Source organism: Paenibacillus eucommiae, from assembly GCF_017874215.1.
Taxonomy (GTDB): Bacteria; Bacillota; Bacilli; order Paenibacillales; family NBRC-103111; genus Paenibacillus_AI; species Paenibacillus_AI eucommiae.
In genome coordinates this window covers 51,307-68,515 of the sequence record NZ_JAGGLB010000023.1, presented here as the reverse complement: position 1 = coordinate 68,515, position 17,209 = coordinate 51,307, and the positions used below count along the sequence as shown (strand labels likewise).

The window sequence follows — 17,209 nt, the reverse complement described above, 5'->3', positions numbered from 1 at the left end:
TATACATAAGATTACATGTGAACGGTTTGGAAGATGCAGCGAAAAAATGGAGTGAAGCGTTAGAGCACAGCTTACGGAGGAGGAATAGAATGACAAATTTGAATCCTTCAATGCGCCTGAAAGTGAATCGGGATACGTTTTTTCTCCCTGATCCAAACGGAAGCGTTTATTTTCGAAACCATGTAAGCTCGTTTCGCATGGAAGGCCGCGGGATCGATCAGTGGATTGAGAAGTTGATTCCAATATTCAATGGAGAGCACAGGCTAGAGGATTTGACTGATGGATTGCCGGCTCCACACCGCAACCAGATATATGAAATCGCGGAAACGTTGTATCAAAATGGCTTTGTTCGAGATGTGAGTCAAGACAAACCGCATCAATTGCCGGAAGCAATCCTCCAGAAGTATGCTTCTCAAGTAGAATTTTTGGATAGCTTTGGCGATTCGGGTGCTTACCGGTTTCAGTCCTATCGTCAGGCAAACGTGCTGGCAATCGGCTCTGGCCCCTTTTTGTTATCGGTCGTTTCTGCGCTGCTCGATTCTGGGTTACCCAAGTTTCACGTGATGGTTTCGGATCGGGAGCCGACTGATCGGCAGCGTTTGGCAGATTTGGTGGCACATGCCCGTAAATTGGATCCGGAGGTGGTAGTAGAGGAGGTTGGCCGGCAGCCCCAGGGGGGAAGTTTTTGGCAGGAGGCTGTGAGGCCATTTGATTCTATTTTATATGTATCACAGGAGGGCGATGTTGAGGAGCTTCAAATGCTTCATGCCATTTGCAGAGAAGAGAAGAAGACTTTCCTTCCAGCGGTATGCTTGCAGCAGGTGGGCATGGCGGGTCCGCTGGTACATCCAGATTCTGAGGCTTGTTGGGATTCGGCATGGAGCCGTATACACCAATCTGCGCTTGGTAAAGATCCGCAGCTGCACAACTTTTCTTCTACAGCGGGAGCGATGTTATCCAATGTGATCGTGTTTGAATTATTAAAAATGGTTGCAGGTTTGACCGCTTCGGAGAAACCGCAATTTTTTCTGCTGAATCTGGAAACCTTGGAAGGGAACTGGCATTCGTTCATGCCCCATCCTCTTGTGAATGGACGTGCAGCAGCAGATTGGATTCAAGATTTCGATCAGCAGTCCGAATGGGGGGCCAGTGAAGATGAGAACGGGTTGCTTCCCTATTTCAACAGTTTGACATCGGAGGTATCTGGGATTTTTCATATTTGGGAGGAGGGCGACTTACTGCAGCTTCCGCTTTCTCAGTGCCGCGTTCAGGCAGCCGATCCGCTGTCGGAAGGGCCGGCTGGGGTGCTGACGGATATGATCTGTGCAAATATGACACATGAGGAGGCGCGGAGGGAAGCAGGGCTGACGGGGATAGAAGCGTATGTGTCGCGAATGTCCGGTCTGCTAGCTGCAAAGCTTTCCAGCGATCAGGAGGCAGAGGGCTGTAGAATAGGACAGCGGGATTTTAAGGATTTTATAGGTGTAGGAGCAGGAGCAACGGTTGCAGAAGGTATTGGCCGAGGGCTGCAAAAGTGTTTGGCCGAGGAGCTAAGCAAGCAGCATGAGGGTCAGAAGCCTTCTGTCTTTCGGGTGCAGCTGTCTGAGATAGAAGATCAACACTGCCGGTTTTATTTGCAGGCATTGACGACAATGAAGGGAGTGCCGATAATCGGTTTGGGGAAGAAAGTAGCTGGATTCCCAGTGATTTGGGTCGGAACAAACGATCGTTGGTATGGAAGCGTAGGGCTGAATGTAACTATGGCGCTGCAAAAGGCTTTGCAGCAGGCTCTGCTTGAGGTGCAAAACCAATCGGCTTTCCTCACCTCACAGGCATTGGTAGTTTCATCGGTGCATCTGGAAGAGAGGGTACCAGAAAGAGTGTCAGAAAGAGTATCGGAAAGGGTGCCAGAACGAGTACCAGAACGAGTGCCGGAAAGAGAACCAGATAGGGTGCCAGAAAAATTGTCAGCAAAGCTGCTAAGCATCGAGATTCCAACTTGTGATGTGACGGCACAAGCTGAGGTTTTGCAATCCGCCTTGCAGGTTTTAAAAAGGAACCGCCAGCGGCTTATAGTGATGGATCTGGCACAGGAACCGTTTTTGAAGGAGGGGTTGGCTGGGGTGTTCGGGGTATTGCTGAAAAAGGAGGGAACGTGGTGAGCCCTACCGTTGTGATTGTGGGAGAAGGGGTGCTGACGGACTGCGTGGGCAGAGAACTAGCCACCGGGTTCGAGGTCGTACGTCAGCTCGATTTCGAGGGAGGCGTATCCGAATCGGCTTCATTGGCTCTGGTGCTGCATGATGCCTGGCATCCTTATATGCATCAAAAAGCAGAAGAGGTGCTGCCGCCAGCCGGCATTCCATGGCTGCGCGGCTTCGTTTCATTTGGCGAAGGCGTGATCGGCCCTTTGGTTCGCCCGGGCATACAGGGGTGCTCCCGGTGTGCAGATACGCGGCGCCTTATGGCGGGGAGAGAGCGCAGGGAGATACTTAAGCTGCAGCAGAGGCTTGCGGCTCAAGGGGGAGTGCCACAAGATGCCTGGGCGTCGCGCACTGGGCTTTTGCAGGTGGCTCACCTGCTCGTGGCTGAAGCCCGGAGGGTGCTGCAAGGCAGGTCGGGTCACTCGGAAGGAAGGGTGTTTCTAATCAACATGGGGACGTTAGAAAGCAAGCTCCACCTTTTTCTCCCTGATCCGTTGTGTCCAGTTTGCAGCCGAATGCCCGACGATTCATCATCAGCCGCCGCCATTGGTCTGCAGCCAAGTCCGAAGATCAGCGTAAACAGCTACCGCAGCCGCTCTATAGAGGAGCTGAATAAAGTTTTGGCCCATGACTATCTGGATTACCGGACCGGTTTTTTAAATGGAAAAATGCTTAACCTTCAGGCACCGTTTGCCGATGTGAGTGTGAATCTGCCAATGCTCGCGGAGGACGTGGGAACGGCGGGCAGGAGTAATTCTTATGCTGTCAGTGAGCTGACCGCCATTCTTGAGGGCTTGGAGCGGTCCTGCGGTCTGGCACCTCGGGGTAAACGAACGGTAGTTTATGATTCCTTCCGCAATTTGGCAGATCAAGCGCTCGATCCCGTCAAAATAGGGGTGCACACGAAGGAACAGTATGCCCGGCCGGGATATCCTTATAAACCGTTTGATCCTGACCAGCCACTCGATTGGGTTTGGGGCTACTCTTTTTTGCAAGAGCGCCCGATTCTGGTTCCGGAGCAGCTTGCTTATTACAGCGTGGGCTGTGGGAAGGGGTATGTAGCTGAAACGTCTAATGGATGTGCGTTAGGTGGAAGTTTGGAGGAGTCTATTTTTTATGGCATTTTGGAAGTGGTGGAGCGTGATGCATTCCTGATGACTTGGTATGCGCAGCTAACTATTCCTCGCTTTGACCCTTATTCGGCTAATGATCAAGAATTGAATCTGATGATTGACCGTTTGCAAGCTGTTGCGGGGTATGATGTGTATTTCTATAACTCTACGATGGAGAACGGGATTCCAAGCGTTTGGGCGATGGCGATTAACAGGAAGCAGACGGGAGCGAATCTTATCTGCGCGGCTGGAGCTCATCCGGACCCGGTACGGGCGGTGAAGGGTGCGGTTCACGAACTGGCTGGCCTAGTGCTGACACTTGACGAGAAATTGGATGCGAACCGGGAGGCGTATGTTCGAATGTTCCACGATTCGTCGCTACTGCGGCAGATGGAGGATCATTCACTGCTGTACAGTTTGCCGGAGGCGCAGGAGCGGCTGCAATTTTTGCTGGATGGAAATGACCGGTTGCTGACGTTTGACGAGGAATTCAAGCGGAAGGCGGGGCAGCAGACTGGACAGCCCGGACAGCCTGGGAAGGCTGACTTGACGGATGATCTGAAGGACATTCTTCAGATGTTTCGCCGATTGGACCTCGATGTGATCGTGGTGGATCAGACATCGCCGGAAACGATTCGAAATGGACTACACTGTGTAAAAGTGCTCATTCCAGGAATGCTGCCAATGACATTTGGGCATCATTTTACCCGTGTTACAGGACTGGAGAGAGTGCTGAGGGTACCGATGGAGCTTGGATATGTGAAGCAGCCGCTGACGATAGAACAGCTTAATCCACATCCGCATCCCTTTCCATAAGGTTAACTGATTCCGAATACCAGAATCTGGAGTGTTTGCAGTTTCGTTCATTTGAGGGGGGAGAAGAATGAGTATGGAGGCCTTTCTCCACAATTTGCATTATGACACCGATAAAACCAAGCCGCCAGACACGGTGGTGGATTGGGAGGACAGACCGCTTGCATATAAGCTCTACCGCGGCCTGCCTGTCGTTCCGCTCTCTCCAGAGGTGGTGCTAACGCTTGAAGGTGTGGAAGCACCCGCGAAGCCCAACCTCCGTGGAGTTGGCGATTTTCTTTGGTATGTTTTCGGGCTCACTCAATTGTGTCAATCAGTTTCTGCGTTTAATTCCACGGAACAAACGATGGGGATGATGCAGTCCAATCGGCGATTTGTTCCCTCGGGGGGAGCCTTATACCCAAATGAATTATATGTGTATTTGAAGGTGGAGGATTTGCCAGCGGGTATGTACCATTATGATGTGGCCCATCACCGTTTGGTTTTGCTGCGCGAAGGCAATTATGATTCTTATTTAACCTGCGCTATTGGAAATCGTTGTGATGTGTCCTCCTGCTTTGGTACTGTTTTTGTTTCAACTATGTTTTGGAAAAACTTCTTTAAATACAATAACTTTGCTTATCGGCTGCAAGGGCTGGACGCCGGTGCGCTGATTGGACAGCTGCTGGAAGTTGCGAAGCGATTTGGCTTCACAACAGGTGTGTGTTTCCAGTTTCTTGATCAGGCTGTTAACCATCTGCTCGGGATATCCGAGCAAGAGGAAAGTGTATATGCGGTGATCCCGTTATCGGTGGAGTCCAGGATCTCTTGGTTTGGCAACAGTGATGGCAGTGATAACAGAGTTAGGATGGTCTCAGCCACTGAATTATGCAGGGAATTGGCATTGATCAAGCATTCTCATTATGTCCGTTCCCGCAGGGTCAAGGAATTTCCAATGCTAATCAAGATGAACGAAGCATCCCGGCTTGATTTCCTGCCGCCGATAACAGAAATCGGGAAGGGGCTTGCAAACTGGGATGAGCGAGAGGAAGCAGAGAAGCAAGAGAAGCAAGAGGGCCAAGTAGTGAAGCTACCTCAAGTGAGTCGGCTGTCATATGATCTGGCGTTGGTCAGCCGAAAGCGGTTTTCGCCGGACAAAGACTTTCTTTTGGCCAAGGTGAGTCAAGTGCAGCTGGCCATCCTGCTACAAGAGGCGACGGCTTCCTTTTTGTACCGAAATGATTTGGATGGACCCACTGGAAAGCCCGAACCCCGCGTTGCGCTGTACGGCTGTCTGTATAACGTTGAAGGCATACCGGATGGCGCGTACTTTTATGATAGTGAAGCTCATGCATTACGGCGATTACGTCATGGAGATCAGCGGCTCTCGCTGCATCAGGCAATGTCTTCGGACAATATAAATATATTTCAAGTCCCGCTTTGTCTTCATGTGGCAGGGGATCGGAATCAACGTAGAGAAGCCCTTGGCTACAGAGGATACCGCATTCAACAAATGGAAGCCGGGATGCTTGTGCAGCGCTTACTGTTGGCAGCATCCGCTATCGGGATGGGAGGGCATCCGCTCCTCGGATTTAATGCTCAATTATGCGATGATATTTACAGCATGACTTCGCAGGGAATAACCAGCCTGATCCAAATACCCGTCGGTCCTTATCGTCACTGTCCCCGCTTGGAGGGAGGGTTGCATGGCTAGTTGGTCAGCTACAGAGAATGCATGTACTGAGAGACAATCTGGTAATCAGGTACAGATCTTACTTTCAATCTTACTTCCGCGAGCGTAAATGAGACGGGCTGATGCCATAATAAGTGGAAAATTGTTTGGAAAAATAGTGGATCGAGTCGTAACCAAGCATGTCTGCTATCGAAGTAATCGACTGTTTGCTTTCCTGCAGCAGCACGATTGCTTTTTTCATTTTCATCTTAAGTACGTATTGCTTCGGTGTCATGCCGGTTTCCTGCTTAAACAGCTTATAGAAATGTGATTTCTCGAGGTTGCATTTAGCACACCATTGCTCGTAGCTTAGTTGAATTTCGGGATTGCTCTCCATTTCCGCGATTATTTTTAATATCCTGTAATCGCTGGGGATCGTATCTGTGAAGCTGTTGAACCATCTTAGTATGAATGCGTGCATCAAGCTGCCAGTAAGTTGTTTAGCATAGTGTGTCGATTCGAAGGCTTCAGTAATTTGTGTAAAAAGCTCTATCAGATACGGATAAGGACTGAGTGAGCATTGAGTAGGCAGAGACTCCAGCTCCGGACAGGCTTCGATTCGGGTCATCAGCGTGAAATCAGGCAGGTCCGGAAAAAAGGCAAAACGGGGAAGCAGCACCTCAGGTTCAGTCCAGAAATCGCAATAGGCATTATACGATTCCATCCGAGAGCCGGGGTTATGATGGAAGGAATGAACTTGCCCCGGACGGATGAACAGAAGAGTTCCTCTCTCAACAGCATACCGGGTCTCATCAACTAACATATGCCCCCTGCCTTCGGTAAATAAATGGAAAGCATAGGTGTAGCCGATACGTGTTCCTTCTCCCAACTCGCCTTTGTAGGTCCAGGGAAGCGCCGATCGAACCAACGGTCTAATTTCTGCCAGCGGCTTCATAAAGAACCTCCTTTTTCATTGTGATTTGTTTCATTAGCGGAATTTTGTATAAATGAAAGGAATATCGTTTAAATACGAATTATTCTCTTAATGATACAATAAATCCATTGAAATGATAACTACATGGAGGTAATGATATGGATGCAATGTGGGACTTTAGAGGAATTCTCACCAAAGAGCAGAGGGTGCATTATGATACCTATGGTTATCTGGTTTTGACCGATTTATTGTCGGAAGAGGATATGCAAGCGCCGCGGCAGGCGATGCAGGAGAAAGTCTCCATGATTGCTGACGAGCTTTATAGCGATAAAATGATTACAGACAAACTGGAGCATCTTCCATTTGAATCGCGGCTGACGGAACTGTTTAAGGGCATGACAGATCAGGATTTTCTTAAATATGGCCGAAGCTGGAGGGATCGCATACCGGGGTATTTTCACCTCATGAGCAACCCCAAAATATTGGATGCTGTAGAATCACTGATCGGTGGAGAAATTTTCAGCAATCCGGTGTACAATGTACGTCCGAAAGTGCCTGGCGTGGCCGCTGGGGCAGTGCCCTGGCATCAGGATAAATCGTATTGGCCGGACGCTAATGCTAATCCTGTCATTACGGTGTGGATCTCCTTTGTTGATGCGACGCTGGAAAATGGCTGCCTGCATATTAAGCCCGGAACCCATAGGAATAAGCTGTTAAAGTGGCATGAGGAGTCACAAACTGGGACGGGATATACGGCGCTGCGCGATAGCCAGCTTGGCAAGGCGGAAACGATCGCTCTTCCCGTAAAGGCGGGGACGGCCATCTTGTTTAACGATCGTTTGCTCCACATGTCGACGCCTAATCTTTCGGACGGAATACGCTGGAGTGTCGATTTGAGGTATCAGCCAACCGATCAGGACCCGATGGTTAATCATGGCGCTGGATTTTTGGCCCGCAGCAGCATGTATCCTGAGAAGGTAGCGACACTTGAAGACTGGTTAAACGGGTAAAAATAAGAGGGAATGAACATGCGGGAGCCCGCTTGTCTGCTTCCCTCTTATTTTGTATGAACTTACTGGAAAGTATAAGTTTACTTTCAGAAAAGAAGCACAGATTTCACTTTGTCACTATCCCTTTCTCTCAGGAGAGCAAACCTCTGCTGACTTAACGATGTTTTTCATCGCTAAAGTAAGTGTTCCAGGTCAAGCCGTCACGTTAATGATGAAAATCATCGTTAAAAGAGGACGGATGGCCTCTTTGGGGGTTTAAAAAGGACTTTAACGATGATTTTCATCGTTAAAGTAAGGATGTGGAGCGGGCCAAGGCTTTTAACGATGAAAAACATCGTTAAAATAGCAGCTCCTCTCGGTTGTGCACGCTGGCAGGGCCGTTCTTCAATCCCAGCGGCTTGGCCCGCGGGTAAATCCCCTCCAATCCAGAGAAAAACCCTTGCTGGTAGTCCGTTTGAGCTTGGTGCTCGTGTGATTCGGGCGATTACGATTATAGCTGAGAAGGGAATGGGTGTGGGTGGAAGAGCGGTAGCGTCCGCCTTTAAAGATTGGTTCCTACCTCCTCATCCATCCCATTCAGGGAACAAATCTTTAACAGCGGCTGGAGCCCACATCCATTCCCTCCGTAATGCACCAACGCCATGAACACGCTCATCAAAGGACGCCGCAAGGCGTCTTCCTCATTTTTTTAAATTTCAATAATGTTGTACACTAAGGGGGAGGTGAAGCAAGCATGTTGAAGAAAATCAAGGTTAATGTTCTGGACTATTACTATTCTTTGTCCATTAATAAGAAAATTACACTGGCGTTTATGTTCGCATTATCCCTGCTGATCATTTTGCTGGCCATCTTCACCTATCGGATATCATCGTCGATTTTGATTGGCAAGGCTGTTGAAAACACAGCGCAAAATTTAAGATTGGTTACGGAAAAATTAGAAATTATTTTCGAGAATGCAGAAAATTATTCCCAGATTGCCATAACGAACAACACGATTCAGCAAATTGTCAGCGAGCCGCCCACTGATAATCCGCTAGAAAATTATAATAAGTACTTCGCAGTACAGGAAGCTCTGCGTAATATTGCGGATTCGAAGACGTTTGTCGATGCCTTGATCCTGTATGACCACAACAAGCAGATATATGACTCCGGAAGTCTCGGAAGTATTACGAATATAAGCGAGCTATATTTTAATAAATTTGCCAACTCATTTTATGGGCTTGTTTGGGAGGATACGGAAGCAAGTAACTATTTGAAAGTTAATGAGGGGCGCAATGTGATCTCTTTATTTCAGAAATTCAATTCAGCGAGAACAGGGGTCCCCCTTGGTCTGCTCCAGCTATCGATCGATGAAAAATATATAGCTGATCAATATGCGGATATTGATATAGGTGCCAGCGGAAACCTGTTTATTGTCAATAAAAATGGCAGGGTTGCTTCGGATCCCCGTAAGGACAAGCTGTATACTTCCATAAGCAAGGATATCTATTTTCCTTGGGTGCAGAGCCATGAAGGCGGAAAAGTTTTTCATATGGATGGGAAGGATGTACTCGTTGTATCGCGAAGCTATCCGCGGTTTGACTGGGTGATCATCGGCATGGTCCCGATTTATGAAATTACGAAAGATAATCAGATTCTGACCAGAAGGTTTTTTGGGATTGGTGCTATTTTTGTGCTGGCGGCGGTGATTCTTACTATTTTGATTGCCAAATCGATCACGAAGCCTTTAAATACAATTAAACGGACCGTAAAGGACGTACAGGAAGGAAACCTCGATGTCCGGCTCGATATTAAATCGCGGGATGAAATCGGGGCCTTGGCCAAAGAGTTCAACAAGATGGTTGGCAACACCAAGATGCTTATGGAAAATATCATTGAGGAACAAAAGAAGAAGAAGGAATACGAGCTCGCGGTTATGCAGTCGCAAATCAATCCGCACTTTTTATATAACACGCTCGAAAGTATTTGCGGCTTGGCTGATCTGAAAAGAAATGAGGATGTAGTGAAGGTTGTGAATCAGCTGGCGCTGTTCTATCGCGGAGTGCTCAGCAAAGGAAGTCCTGTTATATCCATAGAAGATGAAATTCTTATAACGCAAACGTATTTAGGCATTTTGAAGATTCGTTACGGAGATCAGATTGCCTACACCTTCGATTTCGATCCAAATGTTTATAAGTACAAATCCATCAAGCTGCTGCTGCAGCCGCTCGTGGAAAATTCCATTTATCACGGGCTAAAGAATAAGCGGGGAAAAGGTCATATCTGCGTCAAAGGAAGGATTGAGGGCGGGCATGTCGTTCTTTATGTCATTGATAACGGGGTCGGTATGAAGCAGGAACAGGTGGATAACCTATTCAACATCGGGGAAGCTGACTATAAGAAGAAAAGCTTTGGGCTGAAAATAACAGATGAGCGGATCAAGCTTTATTTTGGAGCGGCATACGGCCTGCACATTCAAAGTGAGTATGGAGCAGGTACGACGGTTAAGATAACATTGCCAACTTTAGAAACGGGCGGTGATGCAGAATGATCAAGGTGCTAATTGTCGATGATGAGTATTTGGTCAGGGAAAGATTGAAGCAGTGCGTGGAATGGAGCGAGCTTGGCTATGAAATAGCCGGGGAAGCTGCCAATGGTGAAGATGCCCTTATGATGCTGGAGCATATTCCGGCACAGCTGGCGATTGTAGATATCAATATGCCGATCATTGACGGTCTGGAATTCGCCCAAACGGTCCAGAGCAAGCATCCCGGGGTAAAAATCATCATCCTGACAGGCTACAGCAGCTTTGAATATGCGAAAACAGCCCTGCAAGCCGGGGTTTCTGATTATTTGCTGAAGCCGATCAATATGGACGAGCTGAAGCAAGTGTTGGCTAAGCTGCATCAGCGTATTGAGGCGGAGGCACAGCAACAGCATCTGAATGTACATCTGCAGCAAAGCTTGGTGGAAAGCGATAGTATTTTGAGAAGAAAATTTATTCAATCGCATTTGGATGGAACAGCCTCCAGGTTAGAACAGGATAAATTTCAAATGTACTGCCCTCATTTACGGGAGGGTGCGTTGTTTGTGATTGCCGTTAGTATCGATAAAACGAAGGCTGATGACAAATTCATCTGGAAGCGGTTTGCTGTGTCCAATATTTTTAATGAGATTTTCGTTACGGGTGAAGTTAAGCATTTCGAAATTACCTATGACGATGAAAATAGAATTATTTTAATTCTCTCTATCAAAGAAATAGACCGTGCTGAGGTAGAGCTTGGTTATTTGTTGAAAACATGTCTGGACGCGGCTCGTGCCGTCAGCAAGCACTTGAAGTTTACGGTGACAGCCGGAGTCGGATCTGTGGTTCAGAGCTTCACGGATGCAGCAGCTTCTTATAAAGAATCGATTATAGCTTGTAAATATAAAACCATTTATGGCGGCGATAAGATTATCCGCTATACGGCGCTGCCAGACAAGAAGCTGTCCGCAGGATTCGCCTACAACCGTGAGGATATGATCATACAATTGCGGCTGGGTAATGCTGAAGCGGTGGAAATGGAGCTGCACAAACGATTTGCTGCGATCGTGGAGCATAAGGAGTCCATTGATAAGCTTTATTTGACCCTGTATGAGCTTATAGTTACTTTAAATATTTTTGCTGCAGAAAATAAAATCGATTTGAACCGTGCCATCAGCGAATCCTTCAATCCGGCCCAGATTGTGGACGAGCTGGAAACCATGGAGGCGATTGAGCTTTGGGTCCAGGAGATTTACCGTACCGTATTGTTTCAGGCAAGCAGCTTGAAGCAGTCGACCCCGGCTAAGCTGGTGGAAAAGGCGAAGCAGTATATCGATAGTCATTATGCCGATGCCGAGCTGGATTTAAGCGAAATTGCCGGGAGCATCTTCGTTAATCCAAGCTATTTGAGCCGTATTTTCAAGCATGAGTCGGGCTATTCTGTTGTCGAATATTTAACGAAATGCAGGATGGGGAAAGCTAAGAATTTAATGGAGCAAGGCTGCGTGAACTTGTATTTTATCGCAGAATCAGTGGGTTATAAGGACACGAATTATTTCAGCAAATGTTTTAAAAAGCAATACAGCATATCTCCTTCTCAATTTATGGCATCTGAATAAAGGTATAGGGCATACATGTTAAAAATTTTCCCCCTGCAGTAAAGAATTTGCATGTCATGTGGCGCTCCCCGTCCTTATAATAAGGGTATGTCGGGCCGACAATCAACGTACAACCATTGTATCCGCATTCAAAAAGGGGAGGCAACTCATCGTGACCAAGAAAACACTGTCATTCATTCTCGTTACTATCCTTGTCATGGCAACTATATTGGCAGGCTGTGGAAGCTCTAAAGATAATAAAGACAACAACGCTACTCCTGGGCCCACACAAACCGCGGGCAGCAAGGATGAGAAGGTAACTATAAGAATTATGACCAGAACCGCAGGTACAAGCCCGACAGTAGCTGCCTATCAAGGCTTGTTGAAAAATTTTATGGATGAAAATCCGAATATTACAGTCGTAGATGAATCGTTGAACGATGAAGCTGCTTTTAATAATAAATTCAAAACAGGCTTGGCTACTGGAAATCTGCCGGAGATTTGGATGAACTATGGCGGGGAATCGTTTAAGGAATATGCCAAAAATGTGGCCTTGGATTTGCAGCCGTTCCTGGATGCAGATAAGAAATGGTCCGGAGACTTTCTGCCCCTGCTGGGTACATGGCAGTACAAGGATGTGCCGGGTACATTTGGTGTCCCAACTGAATTTTACAGTGTAGCTGTTTATTATAATAAGGAAATGTTCAAAAAAGCTGGCGTAGAAGCACCGAAAACAATAGAGGAAATTCCCGCACTGGCTGAAAAGTTCAAGGCCATCAATGCAGTGCCAATGGCTATGGGAGAGAAGGAAAACTTCCGCGGAGGTCACTTGATCACGAACCTGGCTCTGAAGAAATACGGCTTCCAGAAAACTCAGGATCTGATGAGCGGTACTGCGAAATGGAATGATCCGGATATGGTTTCTTTGCTGCAGACGATGAAGGATTGGCAGGATGCCGGAGTTTTCGGCAAAAACATTGTCACTATGGACGGAAATACAGCAACAACGATGTTTTTTGAAGAAAAAAGCGCCATGCTCTTTGAAGGTGTGTGGGCACTGTCACAAATGGCGGCTTCGCCGATAGCTGACAAGATTGGTGTCATCACATTCCCGGGCTACAAAGACAAGCCTGAGCTCAAAGACAACTGGTTTGGCGGAGCAGGCGGATATTCGGTATCCAAAGCGGCTACCGGCGCGAAGCAAGAGGCAACGATCAAATTGGTTAAATATTTGACCTCGGTTGAGGCGTTCCAGAAATATCTGAAGGAAACTGGCGGCGGCGTTTACCCGGTTAAAATGGATGTAGATACGACTGCTGTAGATCCTATTACGATTCAATACATGGAAGCTCTTGATACGGCTTCTGATTTCAAAGGCGAAATCTCCGAGTACAGCCCAATTACGCAGCTGTTGGATAAAGCCCGCAATGAAATTCAAGGTATGTTTGCCGGCAACAGTGCGCAAAAAACCGGGGATGCAATCCAAAACTTTGTGGATTCCAACTCCAAGTAAGCCGAACGTAAGCCTGCATCAAACCGCCCTTCTTCAGGCGGTTTGATGTAAAGTTTATGTCTCGCATTCGGATTATTCGCTTTCTAGATGGAGGGAGTTATGTGGTGAACAGAAGACCCTATCTTATTGCAGCGGCATTTTTGCTGCCTGCATTTTTGTTGTACTCACTTGTTTACGTCATTCCTATGTTCCAAACGGCTTACATGTCTTTTTTCAGCTGGAATGGCATTCAGAGTGTGCCCTTAAAGTTTGTAGGCTGGCAAAATTATGTGGAGATGTTTCATAAGCCGGAATTTTACCGCTCCTTAAAAAATATTGGGGTATTTATTCTGTCCTCCTTTGTTCTTATTCTGCCGATCGCTTTTACATTTGCCCTTATTATTACAAGCAAGCTGAAAGGGAAACGGTTCTTCAAGGTGGCTTTTTTCATGCCTTCCATTCTTCCGCTTACAGCTGTCGGTTTAATGTGGCAGTTTCTGTTAAAAGGAGATGGCGGACTTGTCAATGTGGTCATTTCGGCTTTAGGCATGAGCTCGCTAACGAGAGATTGGCTTGGAGAACCCGCGATAGCGATCTATGTGGTTGTCATCGTAAATGCGTGGATCTACTGCGGACTGAACATGATTATATTCGCCAGCGGACTTGTAGCCATTCCGGAAGATCTTTATGAGGCAGCAGCTTTGGATGGAGCGACTGGCTTCAGAAGATTGCTGCATATTACGATACCGCTGATGCAGGAAACGATCAAAATCTTCTCTATTCTGGCTGTAACGCAGTCATTAAGGGTGTTCGGACAAATTTTTGTCATGACCAATGGCGGTCCAAATGGGGCGACCGATGTTCCAACAACACTGCTGTACTACGAATCGTTTAAATATAATAATTTCGGTGTGGGAAACAGTATAGGAACCTTTATTATCATTGCCGCGTTAGTTTCAACCGTCCTATTAAATCAGTTGATGAATTCCCGCAGCACAAGATAATCAAGAACGGCAGGTGATACAAGAAAAATGACAAGCCTAAAAAAGTTGTGTATCTATAGTTTTGCGGCGATTTGTTCGGTGATATTGATTTATCCCCTGGTTTTTTCATTGCTTTCATCGTTTAAAGACAACACGGGTATTTACAGTGATAAAATATTTGCCTTGCCAGACGTATGGCTCTGGAGCAACTTTAAGATGGCATTTACTGAAGCGCATATTCATAGCGCCGTACTAAACTCGTTCCTATATGCGATAGTAGGTACATTTATTACGCTGGTATTAGGTACTATGGCCTCGTATGTATTATCGAGATTTAATTTGAAAATGAATGGTTTTGTATATATTTATTTTATTCTTGGTTTAATGATCCCGGTATTTTCCCTGGTTATCCCGATTTCACGCATGATTGGCAGCATTAGCGGGTTTAATAACTACCTGGTTATGATGGTTCTATACGGCACCTTTGAGCTGCCTTTGACGATATTCCTGATTACCGGATTTATGAAAGGCATTCATAAGGAAATCGACGAATCCGCTGTTATGGATGGCTGCGGTCCCTTCCGTTTTTTATTTCAAATATTGACTCCATTAGCTATGCCCGCGATTTCCACGGCAGGAATTTTGGCGTTTTTTAGCATTTATAATGATCTGTTATGGAATGTAATTCTGATTACGGAGCGGGATATGTACAATATTTCGATGGCTTTGATGTCATTTGTAGGGGAACGGGGATCTGCCCAGATGGGACCTACCTTTGCCAGTATTTCGCTAACTATCATTCCAACCGTAATCGTGTATTTGCTGTTCCAGGAAAAAGTAGAAGGCGGCCTCAGCTCAGGAGCTGTCAAAGCTTAATGGTTTGAAAACGAATGGTTTGAAGATGAAGGGAGAAAATGAAGATGCGGTTTAGACAAGTACATTTGGACTTTCATACATCAGAGATGATTAAGGATATAGGAAAACAATTTTCCAAGCAGCAGTTTCAAGACATGCTGAAGAAGGGGCACGTAGATTCGATCACAGTGTTCGCCAAGTGCCATCACGGCTGGGCTTATTTCCCTTCGGAAACGAATGAGATGCATCCCCACCTTAATTTTGATTTACTTGGAGCGCAGATTGAAGCTGCTCATGAGATTGGTGTGAAAACACCGGTCTATCTTTCAGTAGGCTTTGACGAAAAGCTGGCGCGAGTTCATCCAGACTGGCTGATGCGGGATGAGAACGACCAAACCAACTGGGTAAAAGGCTTTATGACGGCCGGCTGGCATCAATTTTGCCTGAACTCTCCTTATTTGGACTTGATGGTTAGTCAGGTTGAAGAAGCGGTGCGCAAATATGATGGAGATGGCATTTTTCTGGACATCGTAGGGGTCCGTACCTGTTATTGCCATACATGTGTGGCTGATCTGAGAGCAGAAGGCAAGGATCCCCGCAGCAAAAGCGATGTTGTCGCTCAGGGCGAGCGTATTTATGCAAACTATACGAGACGGATCCGGGAAGCGGTTCATGCGATTAAACCGGGGATGGCGATTTTTCATAATGCAGGACATATTTCGCAGGGGCGTCGTGATTTGGCGGCGATGAACTCACATCTGGAGCTGGAGTCTTTACCTACAGGCGGATGGGGCTACGATCATTTCCCGCTTTCGGCCCGTTATGCCCAGCTGCTCGGCATGGATTTCCTTGGAATGACCGGGAAGTTCCATACGTTCTGGGGGGAATTCGGCGGATATAAGCATCCCAACGCTCTGCGTTATGAAACGGCTCTAAGCTTGGCGAATGGAGCCCGCTGCTCGATCGGAGATCAGCTGCATCCGGAAGGATTTATGGATTCGGGAACGTATGAGCTGATTGGCGCAGCTTATGCGGAAGTGGAGCAGAAAGAGGCGTGGATTACGGACACGGTTAATGTTGCGGATGTTGCTCTTCTGACAGCTGAAGCAGCCGGCGTAGGGAATATGGACAGTGCGATGTATACCGGGCGGGCGGATGCAGGCGCGGTGCGGATGCTGCTGGAAGGCAAATTTTTGTTTGACGTTGTGGATTTGGAAACCAATTTCAATTCTTATAAAGTGATCGTTTTGCCAGACCAAATCGTGATTTCTGACAGGCTGAAGGCTAAGCTTGATGAGTTCTTTCAGCATGGCGGTAAAGTGCTGGCAACGGGGAAATCTGGCTTGAATCCTGAAGAGAACGAGTTTGTGATCGACTTGGGTGTAACGCATATGATGGAAAATCCGTACCAGCCGGATTACTTCAGGCCTGCATTTCCACTGCCTAATCTGGGCGACTCCTCTTTTATTTTTTATGCGAAAGGGCAGAAGATTGCCTTGAATGGCGGAACAGAGCTGGGCCGGCGCGAAGATCCTTATTTCAACCGGGATGTATTCACATTCTGTTCGCATCAGCACACACCAAGCAGTATGAATGATGGTGGTCCTGGGATGGTGGAGAGCGAGAAGGGTATTTACATCGCCTGGAATGTGTTTGAGGATTACGCGGTAAAAGGAAGCTTGGTGTTGAGAGAAACTGTGGTGTACGCTCTGAACCGTCTGTTATCCGCAAAAACATTAACCACGAGCCTGCCCGCACAAGGGATTGTCACTCTGCAGGAGCAGAGGGCGGAAGGCAGAATCATTAATCACCTTTTATATGCTTCGCCCGTGAAGCGGGGAGATGATGTTGAGATTATCGAGGACATATTGCCTTTGTACGATATTTCAGTCTCTATACTTATGGAGAAGCGGCAGGCGAAACAGGTTTATTTGGCCCCACAGATGACACCAATTGTTTTTAAACAAGACGGTCAGAAAATTGAATATGTGGTCCCTAAGCTGGAATGCCATCAGATGGTCGTTATTGATTTCGAGGAGTCGAATGGGGTGTAA

At 47.1% G+C, this 17,209-nt stretch carries 12 protein-coding genes; 11 read left to right on the top strand and 1 reads right to left on the bottom strand.

The genetic code is table 11. From position 1 onward, the window contains the following. Window positions 1-89 precede the first annotated feature (89 nt). The 3 genes from J2Z66_RS27465 to J2Z66_RS27455 all read left to right on the top strand — a co-directional run bounded on the left by J2Z66_RS27465 (window position 90) and on the right by J2Z66_RS27455 (window position 5,822). On the top strand, window positions 90-2,162 hold the full coding sequence (locus J2Z66_RS27465; RefSeq protein WP_209975947.1) for a putative thiazole-containing bacteriocin maturation protein: 2,073 nt from the start codon (window positions 90-92) through the stop codon (window positions 2,160-2,162). After that, window positions 2,159-4,132, top strand: a complete 1,974-nt coding sequence (locus J2Z66_RS27460) for a TOMM precursor leader peptide-binding protein (protein WP_209975946.1) — start codon at window positions 2,159-2,161, stop codon at window positions 4,130-4,132. The genes J2Z66_RS27465 and J2Z66_RS27460 overlap by 4 nt, the downstream gene beginning before the upstream one ends. A 67-nt stretch (window positions 4,133-4,199) precedes the next feature. Further along, window positions 4,200-5,822: a SagB family peptide dehydrogenase gene (locus J2Z66_RS27455; protein ID WP_209975945.1), complete on the top strand. Its 1,623-nt coding sequence runs from the start codon at window positions 4,200-4,202 to the stop codon at window positions 5,820-5,822. Window positions 5,823-5,892: 70 nt separating this feature from the next. Here J2Z66_RS27455 and J2Z66_RS27450 read toward each other — a convergent pair whose 3' ends face one another. Then, window positions 5,893-6,735 (bottom strand): helix-turn-helix transcriptional regulator, encoded by an 843-nt coding sequence (locus J2Z66_RS27450; RefSeq protein ID WP_209975944.1) that lies wholly within the window; start codon window positions 6,733-6,735, stop codon window positions 5,893-5,895. A gap of 137 nt (window positions 6,736-6,872) precedes the next feature. Between J2Z66_RS27450 and J2Z66_RS27445 the strand changes: the two genes are divergently transcribed. From J2Z66_RS27445 to J2Z66_RS27410, 8 genes are all read left to right on the top strand, one after another. Further along, entirely contained in the window at window positions 6,873-7,724 is an 852-nt protein-coding gene (locus J2Z66_RS27445; RefSeq protein WP_209975943.1) for a phytanoyl-CoA dioxygenase family protein, read from the top strand. Between the two features lie 273 nt (window positions 7,725-7,997). Further along, window positions 7,998-8,369 carry a hypothetical protein gene (locus tag J2Z66_RS27440; RefSeq protein ID WP_209975942.1) on the top strand — a complete coding sequence of 124 codons (372 nt, stop codon included), beginning with the start codon at window positions 7,998-8,000 and terminating at the stop codon, window positions 8,367-8,369. An 88-nt stretch (window positions 8,370-8,457) separates the two neighbouring features. Beyond that, a complete protein-coding gene (locus J2Z66_RS27435; RefSeq protein ID WP_245375881.1) occupies window positions 8,458-10,254 on the top strand; it encodes a sensor histidine kinase in 1,797 nt (598 codons plus the stop codon). Continuing rightward, window positions 10,251-11,846, top strand: coding sequence for a response regulator (locus tag J2Z66_RS27430; protein ID WP_209975941.1), 1,596 nt, complete (start codon window positions 10,251-10,253; stop codon window positions 11,844-11,846). The genes J2Z66_RS27435 and J2Z66_RS27430 overlap by 4 nt, the downstream gene beginning before the upstream one ends. Before the next feature lie 151 nt (window positions 11,847-11,997). Next, window positions 11,998-13,338, top strand: coding sequence for an ABC transporter substrate-binding protein (locus J2Z66_RS27425; RefSeq protein ID WP_209975940.1), 1,341 nt, complete (start codon window positions 11,998-12,000; stop codon window positions 13,336-13,338). 101 nt (window positions 13,339-13,439) lie between these two features. Then, a complete protein-coding gene (locus J2Z66_RS27420; RefSeq protein ID WP_209975939.1) occupies window positions 13,440-14,321 on the top strand; it encodes a carbohydrate ABC transporter permease in 882 nt (293 codons plus the stop codon). A 195-nt stretch (window positions 14,322-14,516) separates the two neighbouring features. Then, window positions 14,517-15,176: a carbohydrate ABC transporter permease gene (locus J2Z66_RS27415; protein ID WP_209975938.1), complete on the top strand. Its 660-nt coding sequence runs from the start codon at window positions 14,517-14,519 to the stop codon at window positions 15,174-15,176. Between the two features lie 44 nt (window positions 15,177-15,220). Beyond that, complete coding sequence (locus J2Z66_RS27410; RefSeq protein WP_209975937.1) at window positions 15,221-17,209, top strand: alpha-amylase family protein; 1,989 nt, start codon at window positions 15,221-15,223, stop codon at window positions 17,207-17,209.

What these genes read in the sequence shown, in the direction of transcription:
- J2Z66_RS27465 (WP_209975947.1), top strand. Translation starts at nt 90, where the DNA reads ATGACAAATTTGAATCCTTCAATGCGCCTGAAAGTGAATCGGGATACG.
- J2Z66_RS27455 (WP_209975945.1), top strand. Translation starts at nt 4,200, where the DNA reads ATGAGTATGGAGGCCTTTCTCCACAATTTGCATTATGACACCGATAAA.
- J2Z66_RS27450 (WP_209975944.1), bottom strand. Translation starts at nt 6,735, where the DNA reads ATGAAGCCGCTGGCAGAAATTAGACCGTTGGTTCGATCGGCGCTTCCC.
- J2Z66_RS27445 (WP_209975943.1), top strand. Translation starts at nt 6,873, where the DNA reads ATGGATGCAATGTGGGACTTTAGAGGAATTCTCACCAAAGAGCAGAGG.
- J2Z66_RS27440 (WP_209975942.1), top strand. Translation starts at nt 7,998, where the DNA reads ATGATTTTCATCGTTAAAGTAAGGATGTGGAGCGGGCCAAGGCTTTTA.
- J2Z66_RS27435 (WP_245375881.1), top strand. Translation starts at nt 8,458, where the DNA reads ATGTTGAAGAAAATCAAGGTTAATGTTCTGGACTATTACTATTCTTTG.
- J2Z66_RS27430 (WP_209975941.1), top strand. Translation starts at nt 10,251, where the DNA reads ATGATCAAGGTGCTAATTGTCGATGATGAGTATTTGGTCAGGGAAAGA.
- J2Z66_RS27415 (WP_209975938.1), top strand. Translation starts at nt 14,517, where the DNA reads ATGGCATTTACTGAAGCGCATATTCATAGCGCCGTACTAAACTCGTTC.
- J2Z66_RS27410 (WP_209975937.1), top strand. Translation starts at nt 15,221, where the DNA reads ATGCGGTTTAGACAAGTACATTTGGACTTTCATACATCAGAGATGATT.